This is a genomic window from Desulfomicrobium salsuginis, from assembly GCF_054657795.1.
Genome location: NZ_BAAHYA010000002.1, coordinates 1,395,039 through 1,419,418, shown reverse-complemented (window position 1 = coordinate 1,419,418; position 24,380 = coordinate 1,395,039). Strand labels below are relative to the sequence as shown.

Annotated in this window: 23 protein-coding genes and 1 tRNA gene; 17 read left to right on the top strand and 7 right to left on the bottom strand. The window is 60.9% G+C overall.

Features of this window, described 5'->3' with window-relative positions:
* The first annotated feature begins 130 nt into the window (after window positions 1-130).
* The 12 genes from ACYQ3G_RS13510 to ACYQ3G_RS13455 all read left to right on the top strand — a co-directional run bounded on the left by ACYQ3G_RS13510 (window position 131) and on the right by ACYQ3G_RS13455 (window position 14,203).
* A complete protein-coding gene (locus tag ACYQ3G_RS13510) occupies window positions 131-1,051 on the top strand; it encodes a phosphate/phosphite/phosphonate ABC transporter substrate-binding protein (protein ID WP_459826436.1) in 921 nt (306 codons plus the stop codon).
* Complete coding sequence (locus tag ACYQ3G_RS13505; protein ID WP_459826434.1) at window positions 1,048-3,081, top strand: ATP-binding protein; 2,034 nt, start codon at window positions 1,048-1,050, stop codon at window positions 3,079-3,081. The genes ACYQ3G_RS13510 and ACYQ3G_RS13505 overlap by 4 nt, the downstream gene beginning before the upstream one ends.
* Before the next feature lie 81 nt (window positions 3,082-3,162).
* Window positions 3,163-3,534: a response regulator gene (locus tag ACYQ3G_RS13500; RefSeq protein WP_459826432.1), complete on the top strand. Its 372-nt coding sequence runs from the start codon at window positions 3,163-3,165 to the stop codon at window positions 3,532-3,534.
* 15 nt (window positions 3,535-3,549) lie between these two features.
* Window positions 3,550-6,006: a PEP/pyruvate-binding domain-containing protein gene (locus ACYQ3G_RS13495; protein WP_459826430.1), complete on the top strand. Its 2,457-nt coding sequence runs from the start codon at window positions 3,550-3,552 to the stop codon at window positions 6,004-6,006.
* Window positions 5,999-7,036 carry a protein-tyrosine phosphatase family protein gene (locus ACYQ3G_RS13490; protein WP_028575925.1) on the top strand — a complete coding sequence of 346 codons (1,038 nt, stop codon included), beginning with the start codon at window positions 5,999-6,001 and terminating at the stop codon, window positions 7,034-7,036. The genes ACYQ3G_RS13495 and ACYQ3G_RS13490 overlap by 8 nt, the downstream gene beginning before the upstream one ends.
* A gap of 49 nt (window positions 7,037-7,085) precedes the next feature.
* Window positions 7,086-7,562 (top strand): chemotaxis protein CheX, encoded by a 477-nt coding sequence (locus ACYQ3G_RS13485; protein ID WP_028575926.1) that lies wholly within the window; start codon window positions 7,086-7,088, stop codon window positions 7,560-7,562.
* 90 nt (window positions 7,563-7,652) lie between these two features.
* Complete coding sequence (gene icd, locus ACYQ3G_RS13480) at window positions 7,653-8,810, top strand: NADP-dependent isocitrate dehydrogenase (RefSeq protein ID WP_459826427.1); 1,158 nt, start codon at window positions 7,653-7,655, stop codon at window positions 8,808-8,810.
* A gap of 540 nt (window positions 8,811-9,350) precedes the next feature.
* Window positions 9,351-10,403, top strand: coding sequence for a type IV pilus assembly protein PilM (pilM, locus tag ACYQ3G_RS13475; RefSeq protein ID WP_459826425.1), 1,053 nt, complete (start codon window positions 9,351-9,353; stop codon window positions 10,401-10,403).
* A 15-nt stretch (window positions 10,404-10,418) separates the two neighbouring features.
* Complete coding sequence (locus tag ACYQ3G_RS13470; RefSeq protein ID WP_459826423.1) at window positions 10,419-11,003, top strand: PilN domain-containing protein; 585 nt, start codon at window positions 10,419-10,421, stop codon at window positions 11,001-11,003.
* Entirely contained in the window at window positions 10,996-11,619 is a 624-nt protein-coding gene (locus ACYQ3G_RS13465; protein WP_169725509.1) for a type IV pilus inner membrane component PilO, read from the top strand. The genes ACYQ3G_RS13470 and ACYQ3G_RS13465 overlap by 8 nt, the downstream gene beginning before the upstream one ends.
* Window positions 11,620-11,626: 7 nt before the next feature.
* Window positions 11,627-12,118, top strand: coding sequence for a pilus assembly protein PilP (locus ACYQ3G_RS13460; RefSeq protein ID WP_459826421.1), 492 nt, complete (start codon window positions 11,627-11,629; stop codon window positions 12,116-12,118).
* A 147-nt stretch (window positions 12,119-12,265) separates the two neighbouring features.
* Window positions 12,266-14,203 (top strand): type IV pilus secretin PilQ, encoded by a 1,938-nt coding sequence (locus tag ACYQ3G_RS13455; protein ID WP_459826419.1) that lies wholly within the window; start codon window positions 12,266-12,268, stop codon window positions 14,201-14,203.
* Window positions 14,204-14,381: 178 nt separating this feature from the next.
* On the opposite strand, the gene ACYQ3G_RS13450 is transcribed toward ACYQ3G_RS13455, so the two are convergent.
* The 3 genes from ACYQ3G_RS13450 to ACYQ3G_RS13440 form a co-directional block, all read right to left on the bottom strand.
* Window positions 14,382-15,050, bottom strand: a complete 669-nt coding sequence (locus ACYQ3G_RS13450; RefSeq protein ID WP_459826417.1) for a GntR family transcriptional regulator — start codon at window positions 15,048-15,050, stop codon at window positions 14,382-14,384.
* Window positions 15,051-15,085: 35 nt separating this feature from the next.
* Window positions 15,086-15,637, bottom strand: coding sequence for a PilZ domain-containing protein (locus tag ACYQ3G_RS13445; protein WP_459826415.1), 552 nt, complete (start codon window positions 15,635-15,637; stop codon window positions 15,086-15,088).
* A 365-nt stretch (window positions 15,638-16,002) separates the two neighbouring features.
* Window positions 16,003-16,079, bottom strand: a tRNA-Met gene (locus ACYQ3G_RS13440).
* A gap of 201 nt (window positions 16,080-16,280) precedes the next feature.
* Between ACYQ3G_RS13440 and ACYQ3G_RS13435 the strand changes: the two genes are divergently transcribed.
* Window positions 16,281-16,583, top strand: a complete 303-nt coding sequence (locus tag ACYQ3G_RS13435; RefSeq protein WP_028575934.1) for a PilZ domain-containing protein — start codon at window positions 16,281-16,283, stop codon at window positions 16,581-16,583.
* A 45-nt stretch (window positions 16,584-16,628) separates the two neighbouring features.
* Here ACYQ3G_RS13435 and ACYQ3G_RS13430 read toward each other — a convergent pair whose 3' ends face one another.
* Both ACYQ3G_RS13430 and ACYQ3G_RS13425 read right to left on the bottom strand, forming a co-directional pair.
* Window positions 16,629-17,651: an alpha-hydroxy-acid oxidizing protein gene (locus ACYQ3G_RS13430; protein ID WP_459826413.1), complete on the bottom strand. Its 1,023-nt coding sequence runs from the start codon at window positions 17,649-17,651 to the stop codon at window positions 16,629-16,631.
* Between the two features lie 4 nt (window positions 17,652-17,655).
* Window positions 17,656-18,354, bottom strand: coding sequence for a FadR/GntR family transcriptional regulator (locus tag ACYQ3G_RS13425; RefSeq protein WP_459826411.1), 699 nt, complete (start codon window positions 18,352-18,354; stop codon window positions 17,656-17,658).
* Between the two features lie 121 nt (window positions 18,355-18,475).
* On the opposite strand from ACYQ3G_RS13425, the gene ACYQ3G_RS13420 reads away from it, so the two are divergent.
* Window positions 18,476-18,775, top strand: a complete 300-nt coding sequence (locus ACYQ3G_RS13420) for a hypothetical protein (RefSeq protein ID WP_028575937.1) — start codon at window positions 18,476-18,478, stop codon at window positions 18,773-18,775.
* A 49-nt stretch (window positions 18,776-18,824) separates the two neighbouring features.
* Here the strand turns inward: ACYQ3G_RS13420 and ACYQ3G_RS13415 are convergent, their stop codons facing one another.
* Both ACYQ3G_RS13415 and ACYQ3G_RS13410 read right to left on the bottom strand, forming a co-directional pair.
* Window positions 18,825-19,409 (bottom strand): NF038143 family protein, encoded by a 585-nt coding sequence (locus ACYQ3G_RS13415; protein WP_459826409.1) that lies wholly within the window; start codon window positions 19,407-19,409, stop codon window positions 18,825-18,827.
* A gap of 65 nt (window positions 19,410-19,474) precedes the next feature.
* A complete protein-coding gene (locus ACYQ3G_RS13410; protein WP_459826407.1) occupies window positions 19,475-20,458 on the bottom strand; it encodes an ABC transporter substrate-binding protein in 984 nt (327 codons plus the stop codon).
* Window positions 20,459-20,629: 171 nt separating this feature from the next.
* Between ACYQ3G_RS13410 and ACYQ3G_RS13405 the strand changes: the two genes are divergently transcribed.
* The 3 genes from ACYQ3G_RS13405 to hysA all read left to right on the top strand — a co-directional run bounded on the left by ACYQ3G_RS13405 (window position 20,630) and on the right by hysA (window position 24,294).
* Window positions 20,630-21,397 carry a hypothetical protein gene (locus ACYQ3G_RS13405; protein ID WP_459826405.1) on the top strand — a complete coding sequence of 256 codons (768 nt, stop codon included), beginning with the start codon at window positions 20,630-20,632 and terminating at the stop codon, window positions 21,395-21,397.
* A gap of 389 nt (window positions 21,398-21,786) precedes the next feature.
* Complete coding sequence (gene hysB, locus ACYQ3G_RS13400) at window positions 21,787-22,734, top strand: NiFeSe hydrogenase small subunit (RefSeq protein ID WP_028575941.1); 948 nt, start codon at window positions 21,787-21,789, stop codon at window positions 22,732-22,734.
* Between the two features lie 15 nt (window positions 22,735-22,749).
* Window positions 22,750-24,294 carry a NiFeSe hydrogenase large subunit HysA gene (gene hysA / locus ACYQ3G_RS13395; protein ID WP_459826402.1) on the top strand — a complete coding sequence of 515 codons (1,545 nt, stop codon included), beginning with the start codon at window positions 22,750-22,752 and terminating at the stop codon, window positions 24,292-24,294.
* Window positions 24,295-24,380 lie beyond the last annotated feature (86 nt).

Here is a 24,380-nt window from a genome sequence, read left to right as displayed (position 1 = left end):
ATCGGGCGTCGATAGCGCAAAAATTCATCGAGGCCGCGGCAGGCGGGATGCGAAAACCTTGTGGTTGTTCGTCGCCCGGCTTTGAAGTAAGGTTGCAGACGCAGCCCGGTTTACCTGTGCAGGAGTGTCCATGATCGTGCGTTTCCTCCTTTTTTTTCTCCTGTCCTGCCTGTTCGCGTGTTCGGAGGACGAGCCCGTGGTCAAGGTGGACATGTCGAGGGTGGAGAGCGTCGCCCCTCCCGGGACGACGGAAGCCATCACGTACGCCTATCTGCCCCAGTATTCCCATTCCGTCTCCTTCGAACGTCACCGCAGGCTGCTGGAATATCTGCGCCACAAGACCGGGCTTTCCCTGCGCCAGATATTCCCCAACACCTTCGCCGAGCACATCAAGATGGTCGAGCGGGGCGAGATCGACATCTCCTTCACCAATCCCTTTGTCTACATCTCCCTGGCTCGTCTGGGGTCGGAGGCCTTCGCCCGCATCGTCGAGGCCGACACCGGCGCGGACTTCCAGGGCCAGGTCATCGTGCGGGCGGACAACCCGGCCATCAACCGCCTGGAGGATTGCCGGGGCAAGAGGCTCATCGCCGTGGACCCCAATTCCGCCGGCGGCTATCTCTACCCCATGGGACTTTTCTACGACCACGGCATCACCCGCCAGGATTTCCACGAAGTCTCCTTCGCCACGGGTTCCGGCGGCCGCCAGGAGGCGGTCGTGCTGGCCGTGTATGCGGGGGCCTACGATGTCGGCACCATCCGCAAGGGGACCCTGGACGTAGTGCGGGACAAAATCGACCTGGACCAGATACGCGTCCTGGCCGAAAGCCGGCCCTATCCGGGATGGGTCTATTCCGCACGCAAGGGGTTCGACCCGGTCGCCAGGGACAAGATCGCCAAGGCCATGCTGGGGTTGCAGATCAGTAATCATGAACATGCGAAGATTCTCTCGGCTGCCGGCATGGTCGACATCATCCCCGCCCGCGACGAGGACTTCAAACCCATCCGCGACCTGATATCGCGCCTGCATCTGAACGAGGATGCGCAATGACGGGCCGCATTTCCCGCCTGAAATTCGAAACCAAGCTGAACCTGGGCATCATAGCCATTGTCCTCGGCATGGCCGTTTTCCTGCTGCCCGTCGTGGCACGCATGACGTCCTCGGCCCTGGTGGCGGAGAACAAGCTGCGCGGCGCGGCCCTGGCCGAGAGCCTGGCGGCCAGGGCCGTCAATCCGCTCCTGTCGCAGGACTACCTGACCCTGCGCAACATGGTCGGGGAGACAGGGGACGTGGTCTACGCCTTCGTCATGAACGCGGACGACCGGGTCGTCACCCATTCCTTCATCAAGGGGTTCCCCGTGGAGCTCATCGCGGCGAATGTCGTGGCGAGCGGAGAAAAGGTCAGGGTGCAGCTCATCGATACCGGCGAGATTTTCATCTATGACTTCGCCGCGCCCATCCTCGTTTCGGGCGAGCGCATCGGCACGGTCCGCGTAGGCCTGTCCAAGTCGCGCCTGAGCGCCACCACCAAGCAGTTCATCTCCGCCCTGGCCACCATGTTCGGCGGTGTCCTGCTGGCCGCCATGGCTCTCGGCAGCGTTTTCGCCCGCACGGTGACGCGGCGGCTGGCGCGCTTGCGCTCCCACGCCGAGGAACTTGTCGGCGGGAGCCTCGACAATCTTTCCGTCCTGCCCGGCGAGCATTTCTGCTGGGAGATCATGAGCTGCAACGAAAAAAGCTGCCCGGCGCACCACGACCTCGTGCGCAGGTGCTGGCTGGTGCCCGACACCAAGTGCGCCGGCCATGCCTGCAAGCTCGGCCCCAAGCCCGCCAGCTGCCGGGACTGCCCGGTTTTCCTGCAGTCCGTCGGCGACGAGATCCAGGACCTGGCCGAGTCCCTCGACTTCATGGCCTTCACCCTGCGCGACCACATCCGCGGGCTGCGGCAGGCCGAGCAAACCCTGACCAACCAGCAGCGGCTCCTGTCCACGGTGCTGGACATGAATCCGGACCTCATCTCCCTGGTGGACACGCGCATGATCTACCAGACCTGCAACCGGGCCTTCGCCCAGAGCGTGGGCAGGAGCGTGGAGGACATACAGGGCCTGAACGACTTCCATCTCTTCCCCGAAGACGAGGCCGAGCGCCGCAACCTCGAAGGCCGCGAGGTGCTGCTCACGGGCGGCCGCGTGGACCGGCAGGAAAAGGTGGAGGCTCTGGGCGGGGTCAAGTGGTTCCATGTGGTCCAGATTCCGGTCCAGGACGAGTCCGGCCGCATCGTGGGGCTTTTGCGCATGGACCGGGACGTCACGGACATCAAGGAGTACGAGCAGCAACTGATCCAGGCCCAGAAGATGGAATCCATCGGCAAGCTGGCCGGGGGCGTGGCCCACGAGATCAACACGCCGTTGGGGATCATCCTCGGCTACGCCCAGCTCCTCAAGGAGGACGCGCCCGTCGACAGTCAGCTCAGCCAGGATCTGGCCATCATCGAGAAGCAGACCAAGGTCTGCCGCAAGATCGTGGCCGACCTCCTGGGCTTTTCCCGGCAGGGCGAATCCGAGAAGCGCGAGATGTGCTTCAACAACTCCGTCATGGAGGCCATTTCCCTGGTCCGGCATTCCTTTGCCCTGGATCATGTGGACATCGTGACCCGTCTGGACGACAGCTTTCCCATCATTTACGGCGATCCCGAGAAGCTCAAGCAGATCTGGATCAATCTGCTGACCAACGCCAAGGACGCCATGCCCGAGTCCGGCGGCGTCATCGTGGTCAGGACCAAGCTCAAGACGCCCAAGGGCATCGTCACGCTGGAGGTGGCCGACAGCGGTTCGGGCATCGACGAGACGACGGCCAAGAAGATCTTCGACCCCTTCTTCACCACCAAGTCCGTGGGCAAGGGGACGGGGCTCGGGCTTTCCGTGTCCTTCGGCATCGTCAAGGACCACATGGGGGACATCCGGGTGGACAGCCCCCTGCCGGAGGACTTCGACCTGCCGCCGCTGCCGGCCGGGGCGACCAGCGGTCCGGGGACGATTTTTACGGTGGACATCCCTCTGGACCACTGCACCTTTCCCTGAGTGCCTGGTTCTCACGACTGAACGAATCGAACCCGCGCGGTCCGCACCCATCCGGGCCGCGTCTGGAACAAGGAGAAACGCATGGCTTCGATCATAGTCCTGGATGACGTTTCCGATGCGGGAGTGCTGGTGAAGAGGATCCTGGAACGCCAGGGTCATCAGGTCACGGCCTTCACCGAAGAGGAGGAGGCCATCCGGCACGTGGCCAAGGGCGGGACCACCTTGGCCATCCTCGACATCAAGCTGAAGAAGATGACGGGCGTGGAGGTCCTGGCCGAGCTGAAGAAGCACGATCCCGGCATCCGGGTCATCATGCTGACGGGGTACCCCACGCTGGAAACGGCGCGCGAATCCCTCAAGCTCGGGGCCAGTGAATATTGCGTCAAGCCCATCGACAAAGAGGAGCTGGAGTCCAAGGTAGCTGAAGTCCTGAAAAGCGGGCCCCAGGGCTGAGGCGGGAGGGGCTGCATGATCGCGTCACGTCTGCTGCGTCACTGGTTCACCCGCCTGCTGGCTCCCAACCGTCATATCCGGGAGAAGTACGAACACTTCAAGGAGTTGCTGCGCAGCGACTCCAGGGCGCTGGACCTCGTCGCCGACCTCGACGCGCATCTCTACGGGCACGACCCGGCCGACATGGCGCGGATCAGGTTTCTGCTCGGGGAACTGACCCAAGGCGTGGGCGAGATGGCCGACCGCCTCTGTCTCATGAACCCGCAGGCGTATGAATCCCTGCCCGAGAATCTGGACCGGATCTCCGCGGAGATATCGAGGCTCGTGACGCAACCGCCTCCCGCCGCGGATCCCCCGTATGTCCTGAGCCTCGACGAGGCCTGCGACCATGCCGGACAGGCCGGGGGCAAGGCCGCCAACCTGTCCTTTGCGCGCCGTCACGGTGTTCCGACCCCTCCGGGGTTCGTGGTCACGGCCTCGGCCTTTGTCCGCTACCTGCGCGACAATGCCCTGGAAGAGGAGGTCGAACGCCATTTTCGGGACATATCCCTCTCCAACCACGACGCCATCGTGCGCGTGACCGGGGAGCTGCAGGAGCTGATTCTCGCCGCCGAAGTCCCCTCGGACGTCGCCGCGGAGATCATGGACGCGCTGCGGAGCAGCGGTCTGGAGGGCCGGCGCCTGGCCGTGCGATCGAGCGCCGTGGCCGAGGACGGGGAGATCTCCTTCGCCGGGCAGTACGCCAGCGAACTCGACGTGGCCCCCGGCGACGTCCTGGGCGCCTACAAGCGGGTCCTGGCCGGGAAGTACTGCCCCCGCGCCGTGGCCTACCGCGTGCGGCACGGCCTGACGGACTTCGACACGGCCATGGCGGTGCTGGTCCTGCCCATGGTCCGCGCCCGGGCCGCGGGCGTGGTCTACACCCGCGACCCGGCCTGCGCCGCGGTGGGCGGGAAGGCCGTGGGCGTGTACGTCGTCGGTGGCCTGGCCGCCAACCTGGTCGACGGTTCGGCCACGCCGGGTAAACACTACCTCTCGCGGGAGCCGCAGCCGGACATCCTCATGGGCTGCGCCTGCGAAAGCGCGCCGATGGTCGACGACGCCGTGTTGCGGGAACTGGGGGCGTGGTGCATGCGCCTGGAGAACGTTTTCGGCGAGCCTCAGGACGTGGAATGGGCCCTGGACATCGACGGCCTCGTCATCCTGCAGTCGAGGCGCCTCCAGCAGGACGAGGACCGGGAGGCCTTTTCCTCCGAGGAGGCCAAGGCGGCCCCGCTGCTCGTGTCGGAACTGGACTGCGCCTCGCCAGGGGCGGCGTGCGGTCCGGTCTTTCATGTGGCCTCGGGGGCGGACTTCCGTTCCATCCCGCCGGGCTCCGTGGTTGTGACCGCTTCGCTGCGGCCGGCCCTTTCGCAGTTCCTGGACCGCATCTCCGGCATCGTGGCCGGCAGCGGGAGCCGGGCCAGCCACCTGGCCTCCGTGGCCCGTGAACGCGGGGTGCCCGTCGTGGTGGGGTGCGGGCCGGGCGTGCTTGGCGAAGGGGAGGTGGTGACCGTGGACGGCGGCGCCGGAAAAATCTTTGCCGGCTGCCTGCCGGGCGTCATGGCGCAAAGCCGCGACGTCGAGAGAATGCACGCCAGAATTCGGGCCGGGAACGAAGACCTGGCCGCCGTGGCGGTCCATCTCGGCCTGATCGACCCGGACGCGGAAAATTTCACGCCCGAGGGATGCCGGTCCTTGCACGACGTGGTCCGTTTCTGCCACGAGAAGAGCGTGGCCGAGATGTTCTCCCTGGTCGGCAGGGGCGGCAGGGGTTTGGGCCGGTCGCGCAGGCTGGCCACGGATCTGCCCCTTGTCATGTACGTCCTGGACCTGGGAGGGGGGCTTTCGCCGCAGGCCGGGGGCAAAGGGCCGGTGGACGTCGAGCACTTGGACAGCGCTCCCCTGCGCGCCATGTGGGACGGGCTGGCCGACGGGCGAGTGACCTGGGACAGCGGCCAGCTGCATGTGGACTGGGAGGAGTTCGACCGGGTCAGTTCGGGCATCTTCCGCATGGATTCCAGGATTCTCGCCAGCTACGCCATCATCGCCAGGGAGTACATGCACCTGAACATCCGTTTCGGATACCACTTTTCCATCGTCGACGCGCTGTGCGGCGACACGCCCGGCGCGAATTACGTCAAGTTCCGGTTCAAGGGCGGCGGGGCGGCCCTGAACCAGCGCGCCTACCGGCTGATCTTCGTGCGCGATGTCCTGGAGCGGTTCGGCTACGAGACCGTCATCCGGGGGGACATGCTCGACGCGTCCCTGGCCCGCGTGGGCATGGAGGAGACGGCGAGGGCGCTGCACGCCTTGGGCCTCGTCCTCGCCGTGACGCGGCTCATGGACATCCGGCTCTCGGATGTGCCGCAGGCCAAGCGGGAAGCGGCCTCCTTCATGCAGAGCTTTTTCCCGGAGGCCGCCCATGAGTGAAGCGTACAGGGCGACCTGGGTCACGGACCAGCTGGCCGTGGGCGCCGCGCCCATGAGCTACGAACAGCTCGATTACCTGCGGGCGGCCGGAGTCGGGGCCATCCTCAACCTCTGCGGCGAGTTCTGCGACCTGCACGACATCGAGTGCGCGGCAGGATTCGAGGTCTACCACATGCCCCTGGCCGACGAGGAGGCGCCCGAGCTGGAGGAGCTGGAAAAGGCCCTGGCCTGGCTCGACGAGGCCATCTATCTGGGCAAGAAGGTGCTCATCCATTGCCGGCACGGCATCGGGCGTACCGGCACCGTGCTCAACGCATACCTGCTGCGCCGGGGCCTGGGGCACCGGTTGGCCTGGTTCAAGCTGCGTACCCTGCGCTCCAAGCCGGCGAATTTCTCGCAGTGGTGGACCATCCGCAAATACGGGCGGCAGAGCCCCAAGCTGACCGTGCGGGAGCCGTCGCTGGAGATGCACAAGGCCGTGGACCTCAGCCCGTTCTTTCGCGACTACGAGGCGCTGCAGGCCAGGGTCGACGACGAGGCGGGCAGGCCCCTGGAAATGTGCGGCCGGGACCACGCCAGATGCTGCAGCACGCCCATTCAGTTGACCATGGTCGAGGCCGTGTACGTCACCCAGAGGATGAATGTCGTGCTCAGCAGCGAAAAGCGCCTGGAGGTCATCTCGCGGGCCGTGGAGACGGCGCGGCGCGAACGCCTTGCGGCCAGCCAGGTCAGCGCCGAGGAGTTCTGCCTGTCCGACGCCGACGCCCGGTGTCCGTTGCTGGAGAACGGGTCGTGCATCCTCTTTTCCTCCCGTCCCCTGCAATGCCGTTCCTTCAGCATGAACGAAGAAAAGGCCGGAAGACTCTGGGAAACGGTGCTCGCCCCCGCACTGGAAGCCTTGTCCCTGGAACTGTGGTTCGCTTTCGCCGGCACCATCGCACGGGGGGCCCTGCCGCATTTCGCGCTGGCGGATGTGGTTTCGGGGCGCTATGTACAAACGCTGTTCCACCTCATGGTGAAATCGCAGTGACACGTTGCAGTTTTTCATCACCTCAAGACAATGAGACAGGTGCATCAATATGAATGATACGATAAAGGGGATCATCGCGCAGTTCGTGGAGGCAACGACATCGGTCCTGCAGACCATGGCCATGACGGAGGCCAAGGCAGGCACGCCCTTTGTGAAGCAGGATGCCAGCGCAAAGGGAGACATTACGGGCGTCATCGGCTTTTCCAACCCCAAGGGCAAAAGCAGGGGGACGATGTCGCTGACATTCACGGCCGCAACTGCACTGGGGATCGTCAGCGCGATGATCTATGAGGAGCAGACCGAGATCAACGATGCGGTGACCGACGCCGTCGGGGAACTGACCAACATGATCTCCGGACAGGCGCGCAAGGGCCTTGTGGGCATGGGCATGATTTTCGAAGGCGCCATCCCTTCGGTCATCACCGGCTCCGGTCACATCATCCGCCACGTTTCCACGAGCGCCGTCCTGGCCATACCATTTGAAACGCAGTACGGACCGATGATGGTGGAGGTCTGCTTCAGCTGAGGCCCCTTTTTGTCAGTTGCGCGATCAATAATCTTTTACTATCCGAAAAAACCCCGGGAGGGGTTTTATTCATTCGTGAGAGGAGAAGATATGAAGCGCAGGGTATATTTCATCGAGGGAGACGGGATAGGAAAGGAAGTATGGGCCGCCGGCCGCCCGGTTCTGGACAGGGCGGTGGAGGTTGCCTACGGCGACGGACGCGGATTCGAGTGGGTGGAACTGCTGGCGGGCAAGAAGGCCTTTGCCGAAACGGGCTCCTACCTGCCCGAATCGACGCTAGAAGCCCTCAAGGGTGCCGACCTGGCCATGAAGGGGCCCCTGGAGACCCCGGTGGGCAAAGGGTTTCGCAGCCTGAACGTGACGCTCAGGCAGACGCTCGACCTCTTCGCCTGCATCCGTCCAATCCAGTATTTCAAGGGCATTGAAAGCCCGGTCAAGCACCCCGAGCGGGTGGACATGGTCGTGTTCCGCGAGAACACCGAGGACGTCTACGCGGGCATCGAGTGGCAGGCGGGCAGCCCCGAGGCCAAGCGGCTCATCGCCTTCCTCCGTGACGAGATGGGCGCAAACGTCGACGCCGAGAGCGGCATCGGCATCAAGCCCATGACGGCCAAAGGCTCCAAACGCCTCATCCGGCGGGCCATCCAGTTCGCCCTGGATCAGAAGCGCCGCAGTGTGACCATGGCCCACAAGGGCAACATCATGAAGTTCACCGAAGGCGCCTTCCGCAACTGGGGATACGAACTGGCCGCCGAGGAGTTTGCCGGTCGCCTCGTCCTGGAAGGCCAGGACTGCTGCCCTCCCGGCGCCCTGGTGCTCAAGGACAGGATCGCCGACGCCATGTTCCAGGAGGTGCTCATCCGCCCCGAGAACTACGATGTCATCGCCACGCCGAATCTGAACGGCGACTACCTGTCCGACGCCCTGGCCGCCCAAGTCGGCGGCCTTGGCCTGGCCCCCGGGGTCAACATGAGCTCCGACCTGGCCTTTTTCGAGCCCACCCACGGCACGGCCCCGACCATCGAGGGCAAGGACCTCGCCAACCCGGGCAGCCTCATTCTCTCTGGCGCGCTCATGCTCGATCACGTCGGCTGGCACGAGGCCGCAACGAAAATTCGCAAGGCCGTGGAACTGGCCATTGCCGACGGACGCGTAACCGTCGATCTGGCCTCGCAGATGACGGGCGCTCGCCAGGTTGGATGCGTTGAGTTCGGACAGATCCTGCTGGCCAATCTGGAACGGATTTAGGACGGCGCGCGTCGGACTGCGCAGAAATCCCCTACAGGGTGATCCTGCGCGATGCATCCGGTACGTACGGATCATGCCTGCCGTCATGATTCATCGGGTTTGGGCTGTTGAACTACTGCAAGCCCGCTCCTTTCCGGAGCGGGCTTTTTTCGTCGCACAGGGGCGGTGCTGCGAAAGCCAGCCTTGGCGATGCTACATAGTGCGATGGGATGCGTGCGGCTGATTCTCGACCCTGGAGCCGTTGTGTGATCCTTTTTGGAGCGACGCGGTGCGTATACGAGGCGTGAATCGAATTCAGCATGACGCATCGATACGGGCATTGTGTGGCTGTTTGGATCGAGTGTGTACGTGTATTGACAAAAAGAGTCAGGATTTGAGCCAAAGCGTCTGTATCAGGATGCGAAAAGTTCTTTAGCTCGCGCATTGTTTTTCTACTCATTATTTCTTGCTTTGACGACGCATTTTGTGTTAGTTAAAAAAGTATCAACGAATAAATGCAGGGTCTTGGGTCGCGAAAATAATCACTGAGGACGTAACGCTGTGAAAAAATTAGGTTTTTTTTCAAAGAAAAACGCCGGCGTAGGATTGGATCTTGGAAGTGAATGGCTGAAGATGGTGAAGATTCGGCCGGGAAAAGGCGACTTGGTCCTGGAAAGCATAGCCCGTTGCCCATGGCAGCCGGGTGATCTGGACAACAGTTCGGCCACCGCAAAGAAGATCAACGGGCTTTGGTCCGAGCTTCAGCTCAAGGAGCAGGTGGTTGTATCATCCATGGCCGGCCATGCGGTCATCGTGAAGCGGGTCGTGTTCGAGGCCGAATCTGCGAAGGCCATCGGCGATACGGTCATGAAGGACGCGCGCCAGTACATTCCTTTCGACATCAACGACGTCTTCCTCGACTACCAGGTCCTTGGCCCCGGCCAGAAAGAAAAGAGCTACGACGTGCTGCTCGTGGCCAGCAAGAAGAAGGTGGTGCAGAATCTGAGCGACGTCATTTCGCAATCGGGCCTTTCCCTGTCGGTGATCGACGTTGACTCCTTCGCCCTGTGCAACAGCTTCGAACACAATTATCCCGAGTTTCAGGAAAAGCCCGTCTATCTTCTCGACATAGGCGGCGCGCAGAGCGTTTTTTGCATCTACCACAACGGCCAACCTTCCTTCTTGCGCGAGGTTTCCTTTGGCGGCAGGGCTGTCACGGAGTCTCTCGCATCCATTCTGAACATCAAGCGCATGGACGCGGAGCGCATCAAGCTCAGCGGAAAGGACGATCTCGGGGAAAAGGAACTGCGGTCCATCTCTGAGGCCGTGAACAAGATTTTCAAGAACTGGTGCGACGAACTGAGGCGCCTCATCGGATTTTATCATTCGTCATCGAGTAACGTAACTCCTGCTGAATCTCTTTACTTGTCCGGGGGAGGGGCATTGCTTGGAGGGCTTCGGGATGTTTTTCATAAGGAATTGAATCTTGAAGTGCATTATCACAATCCTTTCCGCAAAATTTACGTTGATAACAATACGTTCCAGAAAGAGTACCTTGATGAGATAGGCCCACAGATGGTTGTTCCTTTCGGCCTTGCCTTGAGAGCAATTTAATACTGGATACTTATTATGATAAAAATCAATTTACTCCCTCAGCAAAAACGATCGAAGTCGACCAATGTCGAAAAAGGCGCAGTCTTCTTCATTCTGGGAATTTTGTTGATGCTTGGGTCTGTCTATGGTGTCGATTATTATTTTTCTTCGGAACTGAGTACGCTGCAGGCATCGGTGGCCTCGAAGCAGCAGACGAAGGCGCTGCTTGAAAAGGAGGTCGCCATCGTCAACAGCGTCATTCAGGAACTCAAGGACATAGAGACGCGGATCAAGGTCATCAAGGACATCCGCCTGCGCCAGGGGCTTCCCGTCAAATACATCGACGAGATCGTCGTGAACATGCCCAAGGACAAGATGTGGTTCGAGACGTTCACGATCAACGCCAACGGCAATATCGCCCTGAGCGGGGTCGCCCTGGACAACCAGGTATTCGCCAGTTACGTGGAACGCCTCAGATTGTCGAAGTATATCAAGTTGGTGGATACTCGCAGGACGTCCCGCCGGGCCGTGGACGGGCTCGGGTTGGTGGCCTTCGAGTGCTCCGTGATGGCCCAGGAGTATTTTGAAAACACAAATACGAATGGAACGACAAATGGATAAATCCGCAGTTTCCAAAAAATTAGGTGCGTTGTCCGCCCTGCAGAAGTTTCTGATATTTCTGGGCCTGACGCTCGCGGTCTACGGTGGGTACTGGTACTTCATCCTGGACGACAAGCTCACCCAGATCGCCAAGGCCACGCAGGAGATCGAAAAGCTCGACAAGGACATCGCCATGTTCAGGGCGCAGGTCGCGAACCTGCCCGAGTTGCGTCGCAGCCTGGAATTGCGGAAGAAGGAGCTGTACTACGCCAAGACGCTTCTGCCCGAAGACGCCAGGGCGCTGGAGATGCTCCTGTCCTCCTTCGAGCAGCTCGGGCGCGACGAAAACGTGGAATTCATCCTGTTCCAGCCCGGCGCCGAGCAGGTCCAGGAGTTCTACGCCACGAGGAGCATCCAGCTGCAGATCAGCGGGACCTTCCACCGTCTGGTGACCTACTTCGACCGGCTGTCCAGGCTGGATCGCCTCGTCAGCATCCAGAACGTCACCTTCAGCCCGGTGTCCGACTTTTCCCCGACGGAGAAATATCTGAACACCAGCCTGACGCTGCAGGTTTACAGGGCCCTGACCGAGGCGGAAATCAAGGCGCGTGAAGCCGCAAAACAAGCAAAAAAGTGACGCAGCCATGAAAGCACTTCTTTTACTCCCCACCCTGGTCCTTTTCCTCTGCGTCTCGGCCAGCGCGCAGACACCCCAAGCCGGTCAACCCGACGGGGAATTCCCCGACTGGATCACGTTCCCGTACCCCCCCTACAGCGGGGCGGGGAAAATCGATCCCTTCGTCTCGTTCATCAAGATCCGTGAATACGAAGCGATGCAGGCGGCCAAGAAGGCCAAGCTCGAAAAGAAGGCGACTACTCCTCTGGAGACGGTCGACGTCCACAGCCTGAAGCTCATCGGCATCCTGAACAAGGGCGCCGGGGTTTCCCTGGCCATGGTCGAACTGCCTGACGGCAAGAGCTACCTGATACGCCCCGGTATGACCATAGGACTCTATGACGGTGTCGTGACATCCATCGGAAACGAAATGCTCGTTGTTGAAGAGGATGTCATCGACGTATTCGGTGAAGCGAAAAAGAGAACAATTAATTTAAGATTGCGGCAAGAGAAGGAGTAGAGTGCTATGAAGATTTTCAGAGCGATATCTGGATTCTTACTTGTAAGTTGTATCGTTGTGCTGACTTCATGCGCAACACACTCCAAGCCTGCCCTCACCGATACCGGTACCGCGGATGCCCAGCAGCCCGCCTCCGGTCGTGAAGCCGTGCTGTCGGAATCCCTGGGCAAGACCATGATCGACGTGCCCATCGACGCGGGAACGCAGCTCTATGCGGACTTCGACGGGGACAAGCTCGTGAAGATCCTCTTCACTCCCGGTATCACGGATTTCGTTCTGCCCCTCAACGAGACGGCACTGGTCAGCCGGCTCGAAAAGGAGATGGACGGCGGACAGGTCAAGGCGCTGAACGTCTTCCTGAATTCCAAGAGCAAGTTCCTGCTCTCCCGCCAGTCCGACAGCCTCGGGCGGTTGATGCTCGTTTCCGATGACATCCCGGCCCCGGAGCTGCCGAAGAACGTCATCAGTACCCTCAATTTCAAGCCGACGAAGGATTCGTTGCAGGTCGTGACCTATTCGAGCCTGCCCTTCGAGGTCGTGCCCGAGCAGGCCGACGCGTTCAAGCTGACGTTCCGCAAGGCGCAATTCCAGCCATCCCTGCTTAAGAAGTATGACGTGAGCAAGCTCGGCACCAAGATCGAGACCGTGACCGCCTATAACGACAAGGACGGCAACGCCTATCTGGTCTTTGCCGGCGCCGAGAACCCGGCTCTGTCCGTGCTGCGCAAGGGCGATGAAACGTATGTCCTCGTCAAGACCGGCAAGTCCGCCCAACCCGCGGCCATTGCCGACGTCGACAAGGCTGCATCCGATGACCCGGTGTACAAGGAGAGCGAGATCCAGGAGCTGAACACGCTCTTTCCGGGCATGAAGGAAAACTACACGGGTGAGAAGATCTCCATCGACCTGCAGAACGCTTCCGTCGAACAGGTATTGCGCCTCATTTCCGAAATCAGCGGCTACAATCTCATCCTCGACGACGACATTTCCGGGAACATTTCCCTCAAGCTTGTGGACATCCCCTGGGATCAGGCTCTTGACCTCGTGCTGCTGCAGAAGAATCTGGGCATGGTCATCAAGGGCAACATCATGCGCATCGCCTCGGCCACGAAGCTCGAAGCCGAACGCGCCCAGTTGCAGAAGGCCCGCGAGGCGGCCATCCAGGCCCAGGAGAGCATGCGCAACCTGGCCCCGCTGAAGACCGAGTACATCCAGATCAACTACAACACGGCCGCCGAATTCGAGGGCAAGGTCAAAACCCTGCTGACGCCGAACCGCGGCACCGTTTCCTCCGACCCGCGCACGAACATCCTGATCGTGACCGACACCGAGGAGACCCTGGACCGGATTGACAGCTTCATCAAGAAGCTGGACCGCGCCGAGCGCCAGGTCATGATCGAGGCCCGCCTTGTCTACGCCACCGACGAATTCCAGCGCAGCCTGGGCGTCAAGTGGGGCACGACCTATCAGACCGAAACCACTGCGAATCTGCCGAATGAACAATGGCGCGGCACCTTCACGTCAACCGGCTTGAACGCCATCAACACCGCCAACGGCATAACGTTGGGCGGAACAGTCGGCAAATTCCTCGGTGAGGACCTTTTCGCCTTGGATGCATCCTTGCAGCTTGGTGAGCAGAAGAACCTGGTCAAGACCATATCCTCCCCGCGTGTCCTCACCCTGAACAACAACCGTGCGGAAATTCAGCAGGGCACGAAGCTCGCAACGGCCACGGAGTCGGAAAGCGGCGGTACGACGACCGAATACGAAGAAGCGGTGCTGAAGATATCGGTGCTGCCGCAGATTACGCCTGACAACAAATTGATCCTCGACCTCGACATCAGCGACGACAGCCCCAAGAGCGACGGCCGGGACATCGACACCAAGTCGACCAAGACGAAAATGATGGTCAGCGACCGCGAGACCATCGTCATAGGCGGCGTACTCAAGACGACGGAAACTTCCGAGAAGAGCCAGATTCCCGGGCTGGGTGACGTTCCCGGCCTGGGCTGGCTGTTCAAGAACAAGTACGAAACGAAGAACAAGGCCGAACTCCTGATCTTCATCCAGCCGCGAATTCTGTAGCCGGTTGAGAATTCAACCCTCAAGGCCGCCTGTCACCGGGCGGCCTTTTTTGTCGCGCATCCCGATGGGTCACCAAGCTGAATACGAAGAAAAAGGCACGCACCGCGTGCATTGCTGCGGTACATGCCTTCATGCGACAGGCTTGGGGCCGTGGTCGGGCGTTGCTCGTCCGAAATCGTCAGACTGAAATTTTCTCGGGGAAGAGGGTGTTGGCGTCGAAGTAGTGGCCGCGCACGCATTGGGCGTAGGCGTTGATGTCGGCGCCAGCGATGGCCTCGTACATCATGCGGTGCTTGTCGACCTGTGCATTGAGCAGGGACGCGGCGTGGTCGTAGTAGACCGCGATATAGGTCCAGTAGTAGTTGCCGAGGGAGTGCCAGGCCTTGGCCAGAGATTCGCTGTGGGCGCCCTGGACGATGGCGAGATGAAAGGACATGTCGTTCTTGCGCATGTTCTTGGTGTCGTTCATTTCGACGCAGACGGCCATGTTGTCGACACAGCTCTTGAGGTAGTCGAGGTCCAGGTATCTTGAGCGGTGCTTGATCACGCTCCAGCGGACGGCGAGGGCCTCGATTTCGGTGCGCACGTCGTAGTAGTCGTTGAGCTGTTCCTTGCTCAGCGTCCTGATCCGCGTTCCCTTGTACGGCTCTGTCTCCAGAACGCCCTGCGCGATAAGGTCCCGGATGGCTTCGCGTACGGCTCCCTGGCTGATGGACAACTCGCGGGCGAGTTTGGATTCTATGATCTTGTCGCCAGGATTGAGGTCTCCGCGCAAGATGGATTCCATGAGGTATTCTGCAACGTCGTCGCGCAGTACCCTTCTTTTCAACAAACTTTTCGTTTCCATTGTCAATATCCTTGCATGCAGTCAGGAAGCTGTAGTCACCTGTGCCTCTTTTTTGCGAGGCTGTCATTCGTCAGATTGCAGTTCGTCAGGAAATGCTTGATAATGTTTTCTTCGACAGGATTCGTAGATTTGAAATGAGCGACAAGCATAGTTTCTCCATGAAGATAGCTTGCCCTCACAAAACGGCATGGAAGCAGCATTGGATAATCGCAATGAGGGAGAGAAAAAAGAATTTCAAACCCACTTTGAAACGCATGCTCGGCGTGAACATTTTTCAAAAGAATCTGCATCGAAGATAAGGACATGTCTACAATCGTGCCATGATAGAAAAAAGCAGATTCATCTTTCGTTGAGAATATGACAGCTGAAATAGAACACTGCTTTCGTTGACATTGCCGTTTTTCATCAGGAGAAGTCATGGGCGCTTCCTGACGCAGAACATGTTCCGTGAGAACGTCTTCGATCAGAGATGAAATTGTCTTGTTTTCGATCCGACAGGCAGCCTTGAGTTTTGCGAGCGTGAGTTCATCGGTACGAAATGAAATTTTGGTATTTTTGCGTGGAGCGGATTTTTCAAGAGCGTCCATTATGCACCAGGACCTGCCGGATCACGAGTCACAAGTTTATTTGTTCAATAATTTTTTTTGGTTATTTCATAATTCCGATTGGGTTTCAATAATCTTTTTTCTGTAATAGTTTTCAGGTTTCCCGATGATCCGTGCGCGCTGCACTGAAACGCGGCTGCGAGTGTTGCATGAGTACTGGGCGCAGACTGCAATGATCCTGGGGGAGTGCGATTATTTTCAAAAAGTTTTTCTTCGGTATGAAGTTGCGTGAATCTGGTCGGTTGGCCTGATGTACCATGATCCAAAAGAGGGGGATTAACGATCCGTTCCGAGGACAAAGTGGAGGCAAAAAAGAAAAGGCTCCGAAAATCGGAGCCTTGAATTTTTGGTAGCGAGGGAGGGAATTGAACCCCCGACACTGCGGATATGAGCCGCATGCTCTAACCGTCTGAGCTACCTCGCCGTATTCGCGGTTTCGGGTCTCCCCGAAAGCGAAGTCGGTTAATATAGAGCGGGCTTTCAAATGGCAAGCACTTTTTTTTGTCGAACCGCGATTTTGGCGATTTGCCTCTTGGGCGGGTTTGGGGTAGTGATTAGAGAAAGTTCATCGGAACATGTCCGGATCCCGACGATCGGGTTCCTGCGCATGAGTAAGGAGGTCGATATGATTGCCAACAAGCGCACCCACATTCGCAAGGATTGTCTCGTGCCCGTCCGGTACACCTACGAGGGACAGCACAAGACGCATTACGCCCGCATGATCAACTACGGCGACGGCGGGCTTTGCCTCAAGACCCGGACGCCCATCGAGCCCGGGGCCAAGCTTGAGCTTTCGCTGGAAGGGTACACCCCCAATGAATCCTCCCTCGGCGAGTTCGACCGCTATCCCGTGGCCGTCTGCTGGACCAAGCAGATCCCCGAGCGGGGGCTGCCGGTGTACGAGACGGGACTCAAGTACAGAGGGTAAAGGGCCGGCCATCCGGCCCTTTTTTTGCGCCTTGTGCCCGGGGCCTTACGCCCGGGGGCCGTTCCAGAGGATGTTTGCGGGCATCTGCGTGACGGCCCTGGTGCCGGTCATGACCATGGCCTGCATGAGTTCCGTGCGCAGCGTCTGGGCATAGGCCGTGACGCCCTCGGTCAGGCCACCCATGGCCGCGATGCTGAAGGGCCGGCCGAGCATGACCGCGTCGGCCCCGAGGGCCAGCATCTTCAGCACGTCCCCGCCGCTGCGGATTCCGCCGTCCGCGATGATGGCGATCTTTCCCTTCATTTCCTTCGCGATGCCCGGCAGCACCTTGGCCGTTCCCGGCGTGTGGTCGAGCACGCGCCCGCCGTGGTTGGAGACGACGATGGCGTCCGCGCCCGCCTCCGCGGCCAGACGGGCGTCCTCCACGGTCATGACGCCCTTGACGATGAACTTCAGGCCGGCCTTGGCGATGATCTCGCGCAGGGTGGCCACCGGCTTGGGCGACACCGGCCGTCCCATCTTGCGCAGGGTGATGAGGCCGGCGGCGTCGATGTCCATGCCGACGGCGGATGCGCCCGTATCCCTGGCCTTGGCGAGCTTGTCATAGAGCTCCGCGTCCTCCCAGGGTTTGATGAACGGGATGCCGTGTCCCCCTGCGGCCGTGATGGCGGCGAAGCCGGCCTCGTGGATGAACGGCGGGACCCCGTCGCCGGTGCAGCCGATGATCCCGGCCTGTCTGCAGCCGTCGATGATGGCGGTGATGTACTCCTCTTCGGACCTCTTCCCGCCCATGTTGAAGGACACGCCGCCGATGGGGGCCGCCATGACGGGCATGGACAGCTTAAGGCCCAGCAGGGACGTGCTCGTGTCCGGCTCCGTGATGTCGTGCACGAGGCGCATGTTGAACGTGCAGTCGGCCAGGGCCTGCACATTGGCCATGAAGGCCGTTCCCGTGCCCAGGCCGCCCATGCCCGGAACCTCGCCGGCGCAGGCCTTCCCGTTGCAGACGGGGCAGACGCGGCAGTAGCCAGTCATCAGGTCGCGGGCTGTTTTGCGAATTTCCTTCATGAGTTCATGCTCCTTTTTTTGAGGTGAATACGATTTCCCGTGTATGTTCGAGATGTTCCGTCATGGCGGCGCAGGCACCGTCGGCATCGCGCAGGCGCAGCGCCGCCAGGATTTTTCGGTGGTCCTCCAGCGCGTTGCGGCTGCGCTCCGGCGACTGCAAGGTTTCGTCGCGACTTTCGAAGAGCATGTCGTGCATCTGCTCCATGAGCCTGACGATGGCGTGGTTGCCCGTGGCCGCCGCGATGGTGTCGTGGAGGTCCTGGTCGATCTCCAGGACAGGCTCCCCATGCCTCACGGCGTTTTCATAGGTGTGCATGAGGTCGTCCAGCCGTTCGATGGCCCGCGGGGAGACGCGCCGCGCCGCAAGGCGCGCGATCTGCGGCTCCAGCAGGAGGCGAAGTTCGAAAATGTCCTCAAGCCTGTGCCGTTCCCGGGCGAAGGCCTCGCCGAGTTGCCGGGCCAGTTCCGTCGGGCTGGCCGCCGCGATGTAGGTTCCGGCTCCCGGCCTGCTTTTGAGCAGCCCCGCCTGTTCCAGACTCTTGATGGCCTCGCGCATGGAATTGCGCGAAACGCCGAACAATTCCGCCAAGCGGCGTTCGGGCGGCAACCGGTCTCCCGGCTGCAGGTCGTCGACTTCCACCAACTCCTGCAGACGCGCGGCAATTTCTTCGTAGATTCTTTTTTGCTGTTGCGGTGTACTCAAGGTTGTGCTCCCGTGAAATTGGTCCTACCAATATTGCGGGGAGTGGTCAAAGGCAAGGGGAATCCGGACCTGTGGATGCACAGGCGTTGAATTTCAGGAAACCAGTCACGAGGAGGGAATCATGGACAACGCGCGCATCGTGGAGGTGTTCGAGGCCTATTTCGAAAAGTACAAGAAGACGGAAGGGGACCGGACGAGTTGGTCCGCGTATTGGACGGTCTATGCGTCCGGACGCAGCTTCGAGATCAATCTGACCAAGTGCCCCCGGGGAACGCGCTTCAAGATCTTCGCCGACAGGAAGAAGGTCGGCGAGATCGAGGGTTGGGACGCGTTTTTGGGCAGTCTGGACCGGTTGGAGGGGGAATACGGCCCGGTTTTTGAGCGCGGCGATTTCTTCGCCCAGATGGAGGAGATGCTCTGAGCGTGTCGACGCACTTCCGCTCCGAAAGCGCGCCGGGTCAGCTGGCCGGCTAGCGGAAGATGGCGTCGGCTTCCTGGCGGCGCAGGTCGACGACGGCAACCTTCATCCTCTCCACAACGTTGCGGATGTCCTGGCCGTCCCCTTCGATCCTGGGCATGAGGGATTCGGTGAAGGCGTTCTCGGCCTTGTTGAGGACGTTGCACTGGAGCAGATAATCCGTCTTGCTGCGGTATCCCGACCGGATCAGGGCTTCGGGCGTGCCGCCGGGGGCCTCGAAGAGCGTGCGGTAATGATCCGTGAGGGCAGCCATCCAGTCCTGGAAAAGCGGACGGGATTGCTCGGGAATCGCGCCGGCGCGTTCGAGCAGGCCGGCCGTGTCGATGGGCGCGCCGGTCTCCTGCGAGTCCATGGCCGCGTCGAGGGCGAGGCGGCGCGGTTTGGTGTAGTTCTGGACGAATTCTTCCAACCCGCTCGAATATTGTTTCATTTTCTGCGCGAAAAAGACGAAGAAGACCGGGACAAAGATCATCCACAAGGGCGGTTTGGGCTTGTCGAGCACGAAGGCGGCCAGTTTGTGGGCAAATTTCTTCTCGTACTCCAGGATGAGCTGCTTTTTTTGGGCTGTTGTGGTCATGGGCATGTTCAGTAGTAAGCGGGCCAGCGGCGGTCAAGGCCGGTTTTCGGATCCGTCGGCGCTGCTCACGGGACCATGACGGCCTGTGCGCGTATCGCGTCGGGCAATTTGATCCCGAACCGGTCCAGTTCAAACGCGCTGAACGTGTACGTTCCGGCCTGGGCGGTTTGGGGGAGGATGGCCGAGGGCGGGGTCCCGGCCAGTATCCGGCAGGCGATTTTCCCTGCCGCCTGCCCCTGGTCGAAAGCGCTCAGCACATGTCCGCCGATGGTTTTTCCCTTGCCCACGGCGAAATCCCAGAAGGCGAAGATCGGAACGGGCGTGTTGGCGTTGGCCCAGGCCAGGACCTCGTCCTCGGGCACGTGCTTGCCGGCGCTGTCGCGCAGGGTGTGGTACAGCCCGATGTAGACCGTGTCGAACCCTTCGGCCTTGGCGTTCAGAAGCGCCTCCCGCCAGTTGTCGAGCAGAGAGAACTGCTTCAGCTCAACCTGCACCTTGCCGAGGTTGAGGCGCGATTTTCCTTCAAAGGCCTCGTGGACCACCGCGTCGGACGTCGCGTCGGAGTCGAAGAGGATGAGGACCTTGGTGTCGTCGGTGTTCACGAGTTTGCACATGGAGTGCAGGGAGCGTTTGAGCAGGGGGCGCTCGAGGACCCCTGTCATGTTCGGGGCGGGAAAGAGCCCGTAGTCGCGCGGGTTGCGGTTGATCCCGAGGTACACCACGGGGGTGGGGCCGTTTTTCAGCCGGGGGCCAAGGTATTTGGCCGCGTTGTCGTCGCAGAGGATGATGAGGCTCCACGCCGCGGCTCTGATTTCCTCCCAGACCGCGTCGGCCCGCGCGCGGTGTTCGGCCTGCGGCGTGCGCTTGGTGTCGAGGTAGAAGTGGCGGATGGCCGCGCCACGTGGCAGGGATTGCAGCAGTCCTTCGGAGAGGCTTTGTTCCCAGGCGTACTCCTTGTGGTAACTGTGGATGATGCTTATAGTGGATTCGGAAAAGGCGGCGGAAGTGTCGAAGAGGATTGCAAGAAACGCTGTGAGAAGAATTCGCATTGCTTCCCCCGGTGGTGGATGTGAGCCGTTTTTTGAATACCACCGCACAGGCCAAAGAACAACATGAACGCACCCGAGTTGTCGCTTTCCCTTCTTGCCTGCAAGAATGCCTCCCGCCACGGACCGGAAACCGGCGAGAGGGAATCGGACGCCGGGCGACCCGCTGGAGGCGTGCCTTTTCTCGTCCTGTGCGCGCTTCTGTCCATTGCCCTGCATGCGGTCCTTCTCCTGGGGCTGGACCTCCGAACGGTCGGACACGACGAAGACAGGACCTTGCTGCTCGACATCGTGGCCCCGGCGGTCAAGCCGGCGCAGGTTCCTCCCGAGCCGGCGGCGTCAGCCAAAGAGCGGATCGAGGATGCGCCGAAGCCGCTCCCGAAGACGCCCGTTCACCGGCCCAGACCGGCCCGCCAGCCTGAAGCGGCGGCAAAGCCCGCCACGCCCAAGGCCCCGGCCGCAATCTCCGGCCCGGAGCCGGTAGCGCAAATCCCTCCGCCCGAGCCCCGGCTCCCCGAATCCGCCGCGCAGAATGCGGTGCCCATCGGACAGGTGGCGCAGCGGCCCGGTACGACGATCCTGGCCAACGAGTCGGGGCAGGACGCCCTCAAGCACGGCGCCGAGGCCAGGTTCATGCATGGCGTGGCCACGGAGGAGTTCGTCGAGGAAAACTATGTCGGCGAGTACACCCTGCACGATTCCAGCCGGGTCTGGATCGAGGACGACCGGGCCCGCAGCGGCCATCTCATCCTGCACGCCGAAAGAATGGGATTGCACCGGAAGCTCTACCGTTTCAACCGCTTCATCTATGTCTACGGCGACACGTCCGACTCGCCGTCGCCCATTCTCGGCTCTGTGACCTTCTTCTCCGACGGTTACCACATTCACCAGTTCCTGTGGGAACACAATTCCACGACCGCCTATTTTCCCCGCAGAAAATAACGATCCCCCTCGACGACCCAGGTTTTGGCGCAGAAGATTTTCGGGTGCTCTGCCCGGCACGTGCGCCGGTGGCTCCACGACGCGAAGGGTTCGCGCAGTTCGCCGGCTCGGTGGACCATGGGGTGCGCGTGCCACAATTCATGGTTGATTGACCAGTGTAATCAGGAATTCGTAATACTCTAGTCAAAATAGGTGTCACCTGTCGCGTCCCAATTTTGAAGGGCCCCTCGCATTTCGCGCGATGTCCTACATCGCCGTATGCAGATTGCAACAATCGTGAATTTCGATCCAAAGCGCGTTGACACATTGAATATTTAGAGGATATCGAAGCGCTCGTGAAAAAAAGGCCGAAGTCTCTGCACGCTATTACCTTTTTGAAGGAGGAGGGTATGAGTTTAAGCAGACGTGAGTTCGTCAAACTGTGCTCCGCAGGTGTCGCCGGACTGGGCATTTCCCAGATCTATCATCCGGGCATCCTGCATGCCATGACCGAAGGGGCGAAAAAAGCCCCGGTCATCTGGGTACAGGGTCAGGGCTGCACCGGGTGTTCCGTGTCCCTGCTCAACGCCGTGCATCCCAGGATCAAGGAGATCCTGCTGGATGTCATCAGCCTTGAGTTCCATCCCACCGTCATGGCCAGCGAAGGCGAAATGGCGCTTGAGCACATGTACGCCATCGCCGAAAAGTTCAAGGGCAACTTCTTCCTGCTGGTCGAAGGTGCCATCCCCACCGCCAAGGAAGGCCGTTACTGCATCGTCGGTGAAACCCTTGACGCCAAGGGCCATCACCACGAAGTGACCATGGCCGAGCTGATCAGGGACCTTGCGCCCAAGTCCCTGGCCACCGTTGCCGTCGGCACCTGTTCCGCCTACGGCGGCATCCCGGCCGCGGCCGGCAACGTCACCGGCGCCACGAGCGTGCGTGACTTTTTCGCCGCCGAAAAGATCGACAAGCTGTTGGTCAACGTGCCCGGATGCCCGCCCCATCCAGACTGGATGGTCGGCACCCTGGTCGCCGCCTGGAGCCATGTCCTCAACCCCAACGAGCACCCGCTGCCCGAGCTTGATGACGAAGGCCGCCCGATGCTCTTCTTCGGCGAGAACATCCACGAAAACTGTCCGTACCTCGAAAAGTACGACGCGTCGGATTTCGCCCCCACCTTCACCAAGCCCGGCTGCAAGGCCGAGCTCGGCTGCAAGGGCCCGTCCACCTATGCCGACTGTTACAAGCGCCGCTGGAACAACGGCATCAACTGGTGTGTCGAGAACGCCGTGTGCATCGGCTGTGTGGAACCGGATTTCCCGGACGGGAAGTCTCCTTTCTATGTAGCGGAATAATCAAGGAGGACGCACGTGTCACAAGCAGCTAATCCCGCCACTGACGGGAAAATCAAGATTGCCATCGACCCGTTGACCAGGGTCGAGGGGCACCTCAAGATCGAGGTCGAAGTCAAGGACGGCAAGGTCGTCGACGCGAAGTGCTCCGGCGGCATGTTCCGCGGGTTCGAGCAGATTCTCAAAGGTCGCGATCCCCGGGATTCCTCCCAGATCGTGCAGCGCATCTGCGGCGTCTGCCCCACGGCCCACTGCACCGCTTCGGTCATGGCCCAGGACGAGGCCTTCGGCGTGAAGGTCCCGACCAACGGACGCATCACCCGCAACCTGATCTTCGGCGCCAACTACCTGCAGTCCCATATCCTGCACTTCTACCATCTGGCCGCCCTGGACTACGTCAAGGGACCCGATGTCTCCCCCTTCGTGCCCAGATACGCCAACGCGGACCTGCTCACGGATCGCATCACGGACGGCGCCAAGGCCGAGGCCACGAACACCTACGGCCTGAACCAGTATCTGAAGGCCCTTGAAGTCCGCCGCATCTGCCACGAGATGGTGGCCATGTTCGGCGGCCGCATGCCGCACGTCCAGGGCATGGTCGGCGGCGGCGCGACCCAGATTCCCACCGCCGAGAAGCTGGCCGAATACGCCGCCCGCTTCAAGGAAGTGCAGAAGTTCGTGGTCGACGAGTACCTGCCCCTCATCTACACTCTGGGTTCCGTGTACACCGACCTGTTCGCGACCGGCGTCGGCTACAAGAACGTCATCGCCTTCGGCGTCTTCCCCCAGGACGACGAGCAGAAGACCTTCCTGCTCAAGCCCGGCGTCTTCCTCGACGGCAAGGACGAAGCCTTCGATCCCAAGCTGATCAAGGAATACGTAGGCCATTCCTTCTTCGACTATTCCGCTCCCGGCGGCCTGCATTACAGCGTCGGCGAGACAGTCCCCAACCCGGACAAGAAGGGCGCCTACAGCTTCGTCAAGGCTCCGCGCTACAAGGACAAACCCTGCGAAGTGGGCCCCCTGGCCCGCATGTGGGTAGAAAACCCCGAACTCAGCCCCGTGGGCCAGAAGCTCCTCAAGGACCTGTATGGCATCGAGGCCAAGAACTTCCGCGACCTGGGCGACAAGGCCTTCTCCATCATGGGCCGCCACGTGGCCCGCGCCGAGGAGACCTGGATGGTGGCCACGGCCGTTGAGAAATGGCTCAAGGATGTCACGGCCGGCGGAGAAACCTACGCCAAGCCCGAACTCCCGGACGTCGGCGAAGGCACCGGCTTCACCGAGGCCCCCCGCGGCTCCCTGCTGCACTACCTGAAGATCAAGGACAAGAAGATCGAAAGCTACCAGATCGTGTCCGCCACCCTCTGGAACGCCAACCCCCGCGACGACATGGGCCAGCGCGGCCCCATCGAGGAGGCTCTGATCGGCGTGCCGGTTCCGGACATCAAGAATCCCGTCAACGTCGGGCGCCTCGTTCGCGCCTTTGACCCGTGACTGGGCTGTGCCGTGCACGTGCTGCACGCTGAGACCGGTGAAGAACACGTCATCAACGTTGACTGATTCGTATCCGATGGATCATGAAGGGCCGGGCGACCGGCCCTTTTTTTTGAACGACGCCACAACGCAACGCGCCGCAACCAGGCGGT

Bases quoted from the DNA above. Each gene is read 5' to 3' on its own strand.
- ACYQ3G_RS13430 (WP_459826413.1), bottom strand. From the start codon at position 17,651: ATGAAGGAAATTCGCAAAACAGCCCGCGACCTGATGACTGGCTACTGC.
- ACYQ3G_RS13410 (WP_459826407.1), bottom strand. From the start codon at position 20,458: ATGCGAATTCTTCTCACAGCGTTTCTTGCAATCCTCTTCGACACTTCC.
- ACYQ3G_RS13415 (WP_459826409.1), bottom strand. From the start codon at position 19,409: ATGACCACAACAGCCCAAAAAAAGCAGCTCATCCTGGAGTACGAGAAG.
- ACYQ3G_RS13445 (WP_459826415.1), bottom strand. From the start codon at position 15,637: ATGGACGCTCTTGAAAAATCCGCTCCACGCAAAAATACCAAAATTTCA.
- ACYQ3G_RS13465 (WP_169725509.1), top strand. From the start codon at position 10,996: ATGGATAAATCCGCAGTTTCCAAAAAATTAGGTGCGTTGTCCGCCCTG.
- ACYQ3G_RS13500 (WP_459826432.1), top strand. From the start codon at position 3,163: ATGGCTTCGATCATAGTCCTGGATGACGTTTCCGATGCGGGAGTGCTG.
- icd (WP_459826427.1), top strand. From the start codon at position 7,653: ATGAAGCGCAGGGTATATTTCATCGAGGGAGACGGGATAGGAAAGGAA.
- ACYQ3G_RS13435 (WP_028575934.1), top strand. From the start codon at position 16,281: ATGATTGCCAACAAGCGCACCCACATTCGCAAGGATTGTCTCGTGCCC.
- ACYQ3G_RS13505 (WP_459826434.1), top strand. From the start codon at position 1,048: ATGACGGGCCGCATTTCCCGCCTGAAATTCGAAACCAAGCTGAACCTG.
- ACYQ3G_RS13420 (WP_028575937.1), top strand. From the start codon at position 18,476: ATGGACAACGCGCGCATCGTGGAGGTGTTCGAGGCCTATTTCGAAAAG.
- ACYQ3G_RS13495 (WP_459826430.1), top strand. From the start codon at position 3,550: ATGATCGCGTCACGTCTGCTGCGTCACTGGTTCACCCGCCTGCTGGCT.
- ACYQ3G_RS13510 (WP_459826436.1), top strand. From the start codon at position 131: ATGATCGTGCGTTTCCTCCTTTTTTTTCTCCTGTCCTGCCTGTTCGCG.
- ACYQ3G_RS13490 (WP_028575925.1), top strand. From the start codon at position 5,999: ATGAGTGAAGCGTACAGGGCGACCTGGGTCACGGACCAGCTGGCCGTG.
- ACYQ3G_RS13460 (WP_459826421.1), top strand. From the start codon at position 11,627: ATGAAAGCACTTCTTTTACTCCCCACCCTGGTCCTTTTCCTCTGCGTC.
- ACYQ3G_RS13485 (WP_028575926.1), top strand. From the start codon at position 7,086: ATGAATGATACGATAAAGGGGATCATCGCGCAGTTCGTGGAGGCAACG.
- ACYQ3G_RS13450 (WP_459826417.1), bottom strand. From the start codon at position 15,050: ATGGAAACGAAAAGTTTGTTGAAAAGAAGGGTACTGCGCGACGACGTT.
- ACYQ3G_RS13470 (WP_459826423.1), top strand. From the start codon at position 10,419: ATGATAAAAATCAATTTACTCCCTCAGCAAAAACGATCGAAGTCGACC.
- hysB (WP_028575941.1), top strand. From the start codon at position 21,787: ATGAGTTTAAGCAGACGTGAGTTCGTCAAACTGTGCTCCGCAGGTGTC.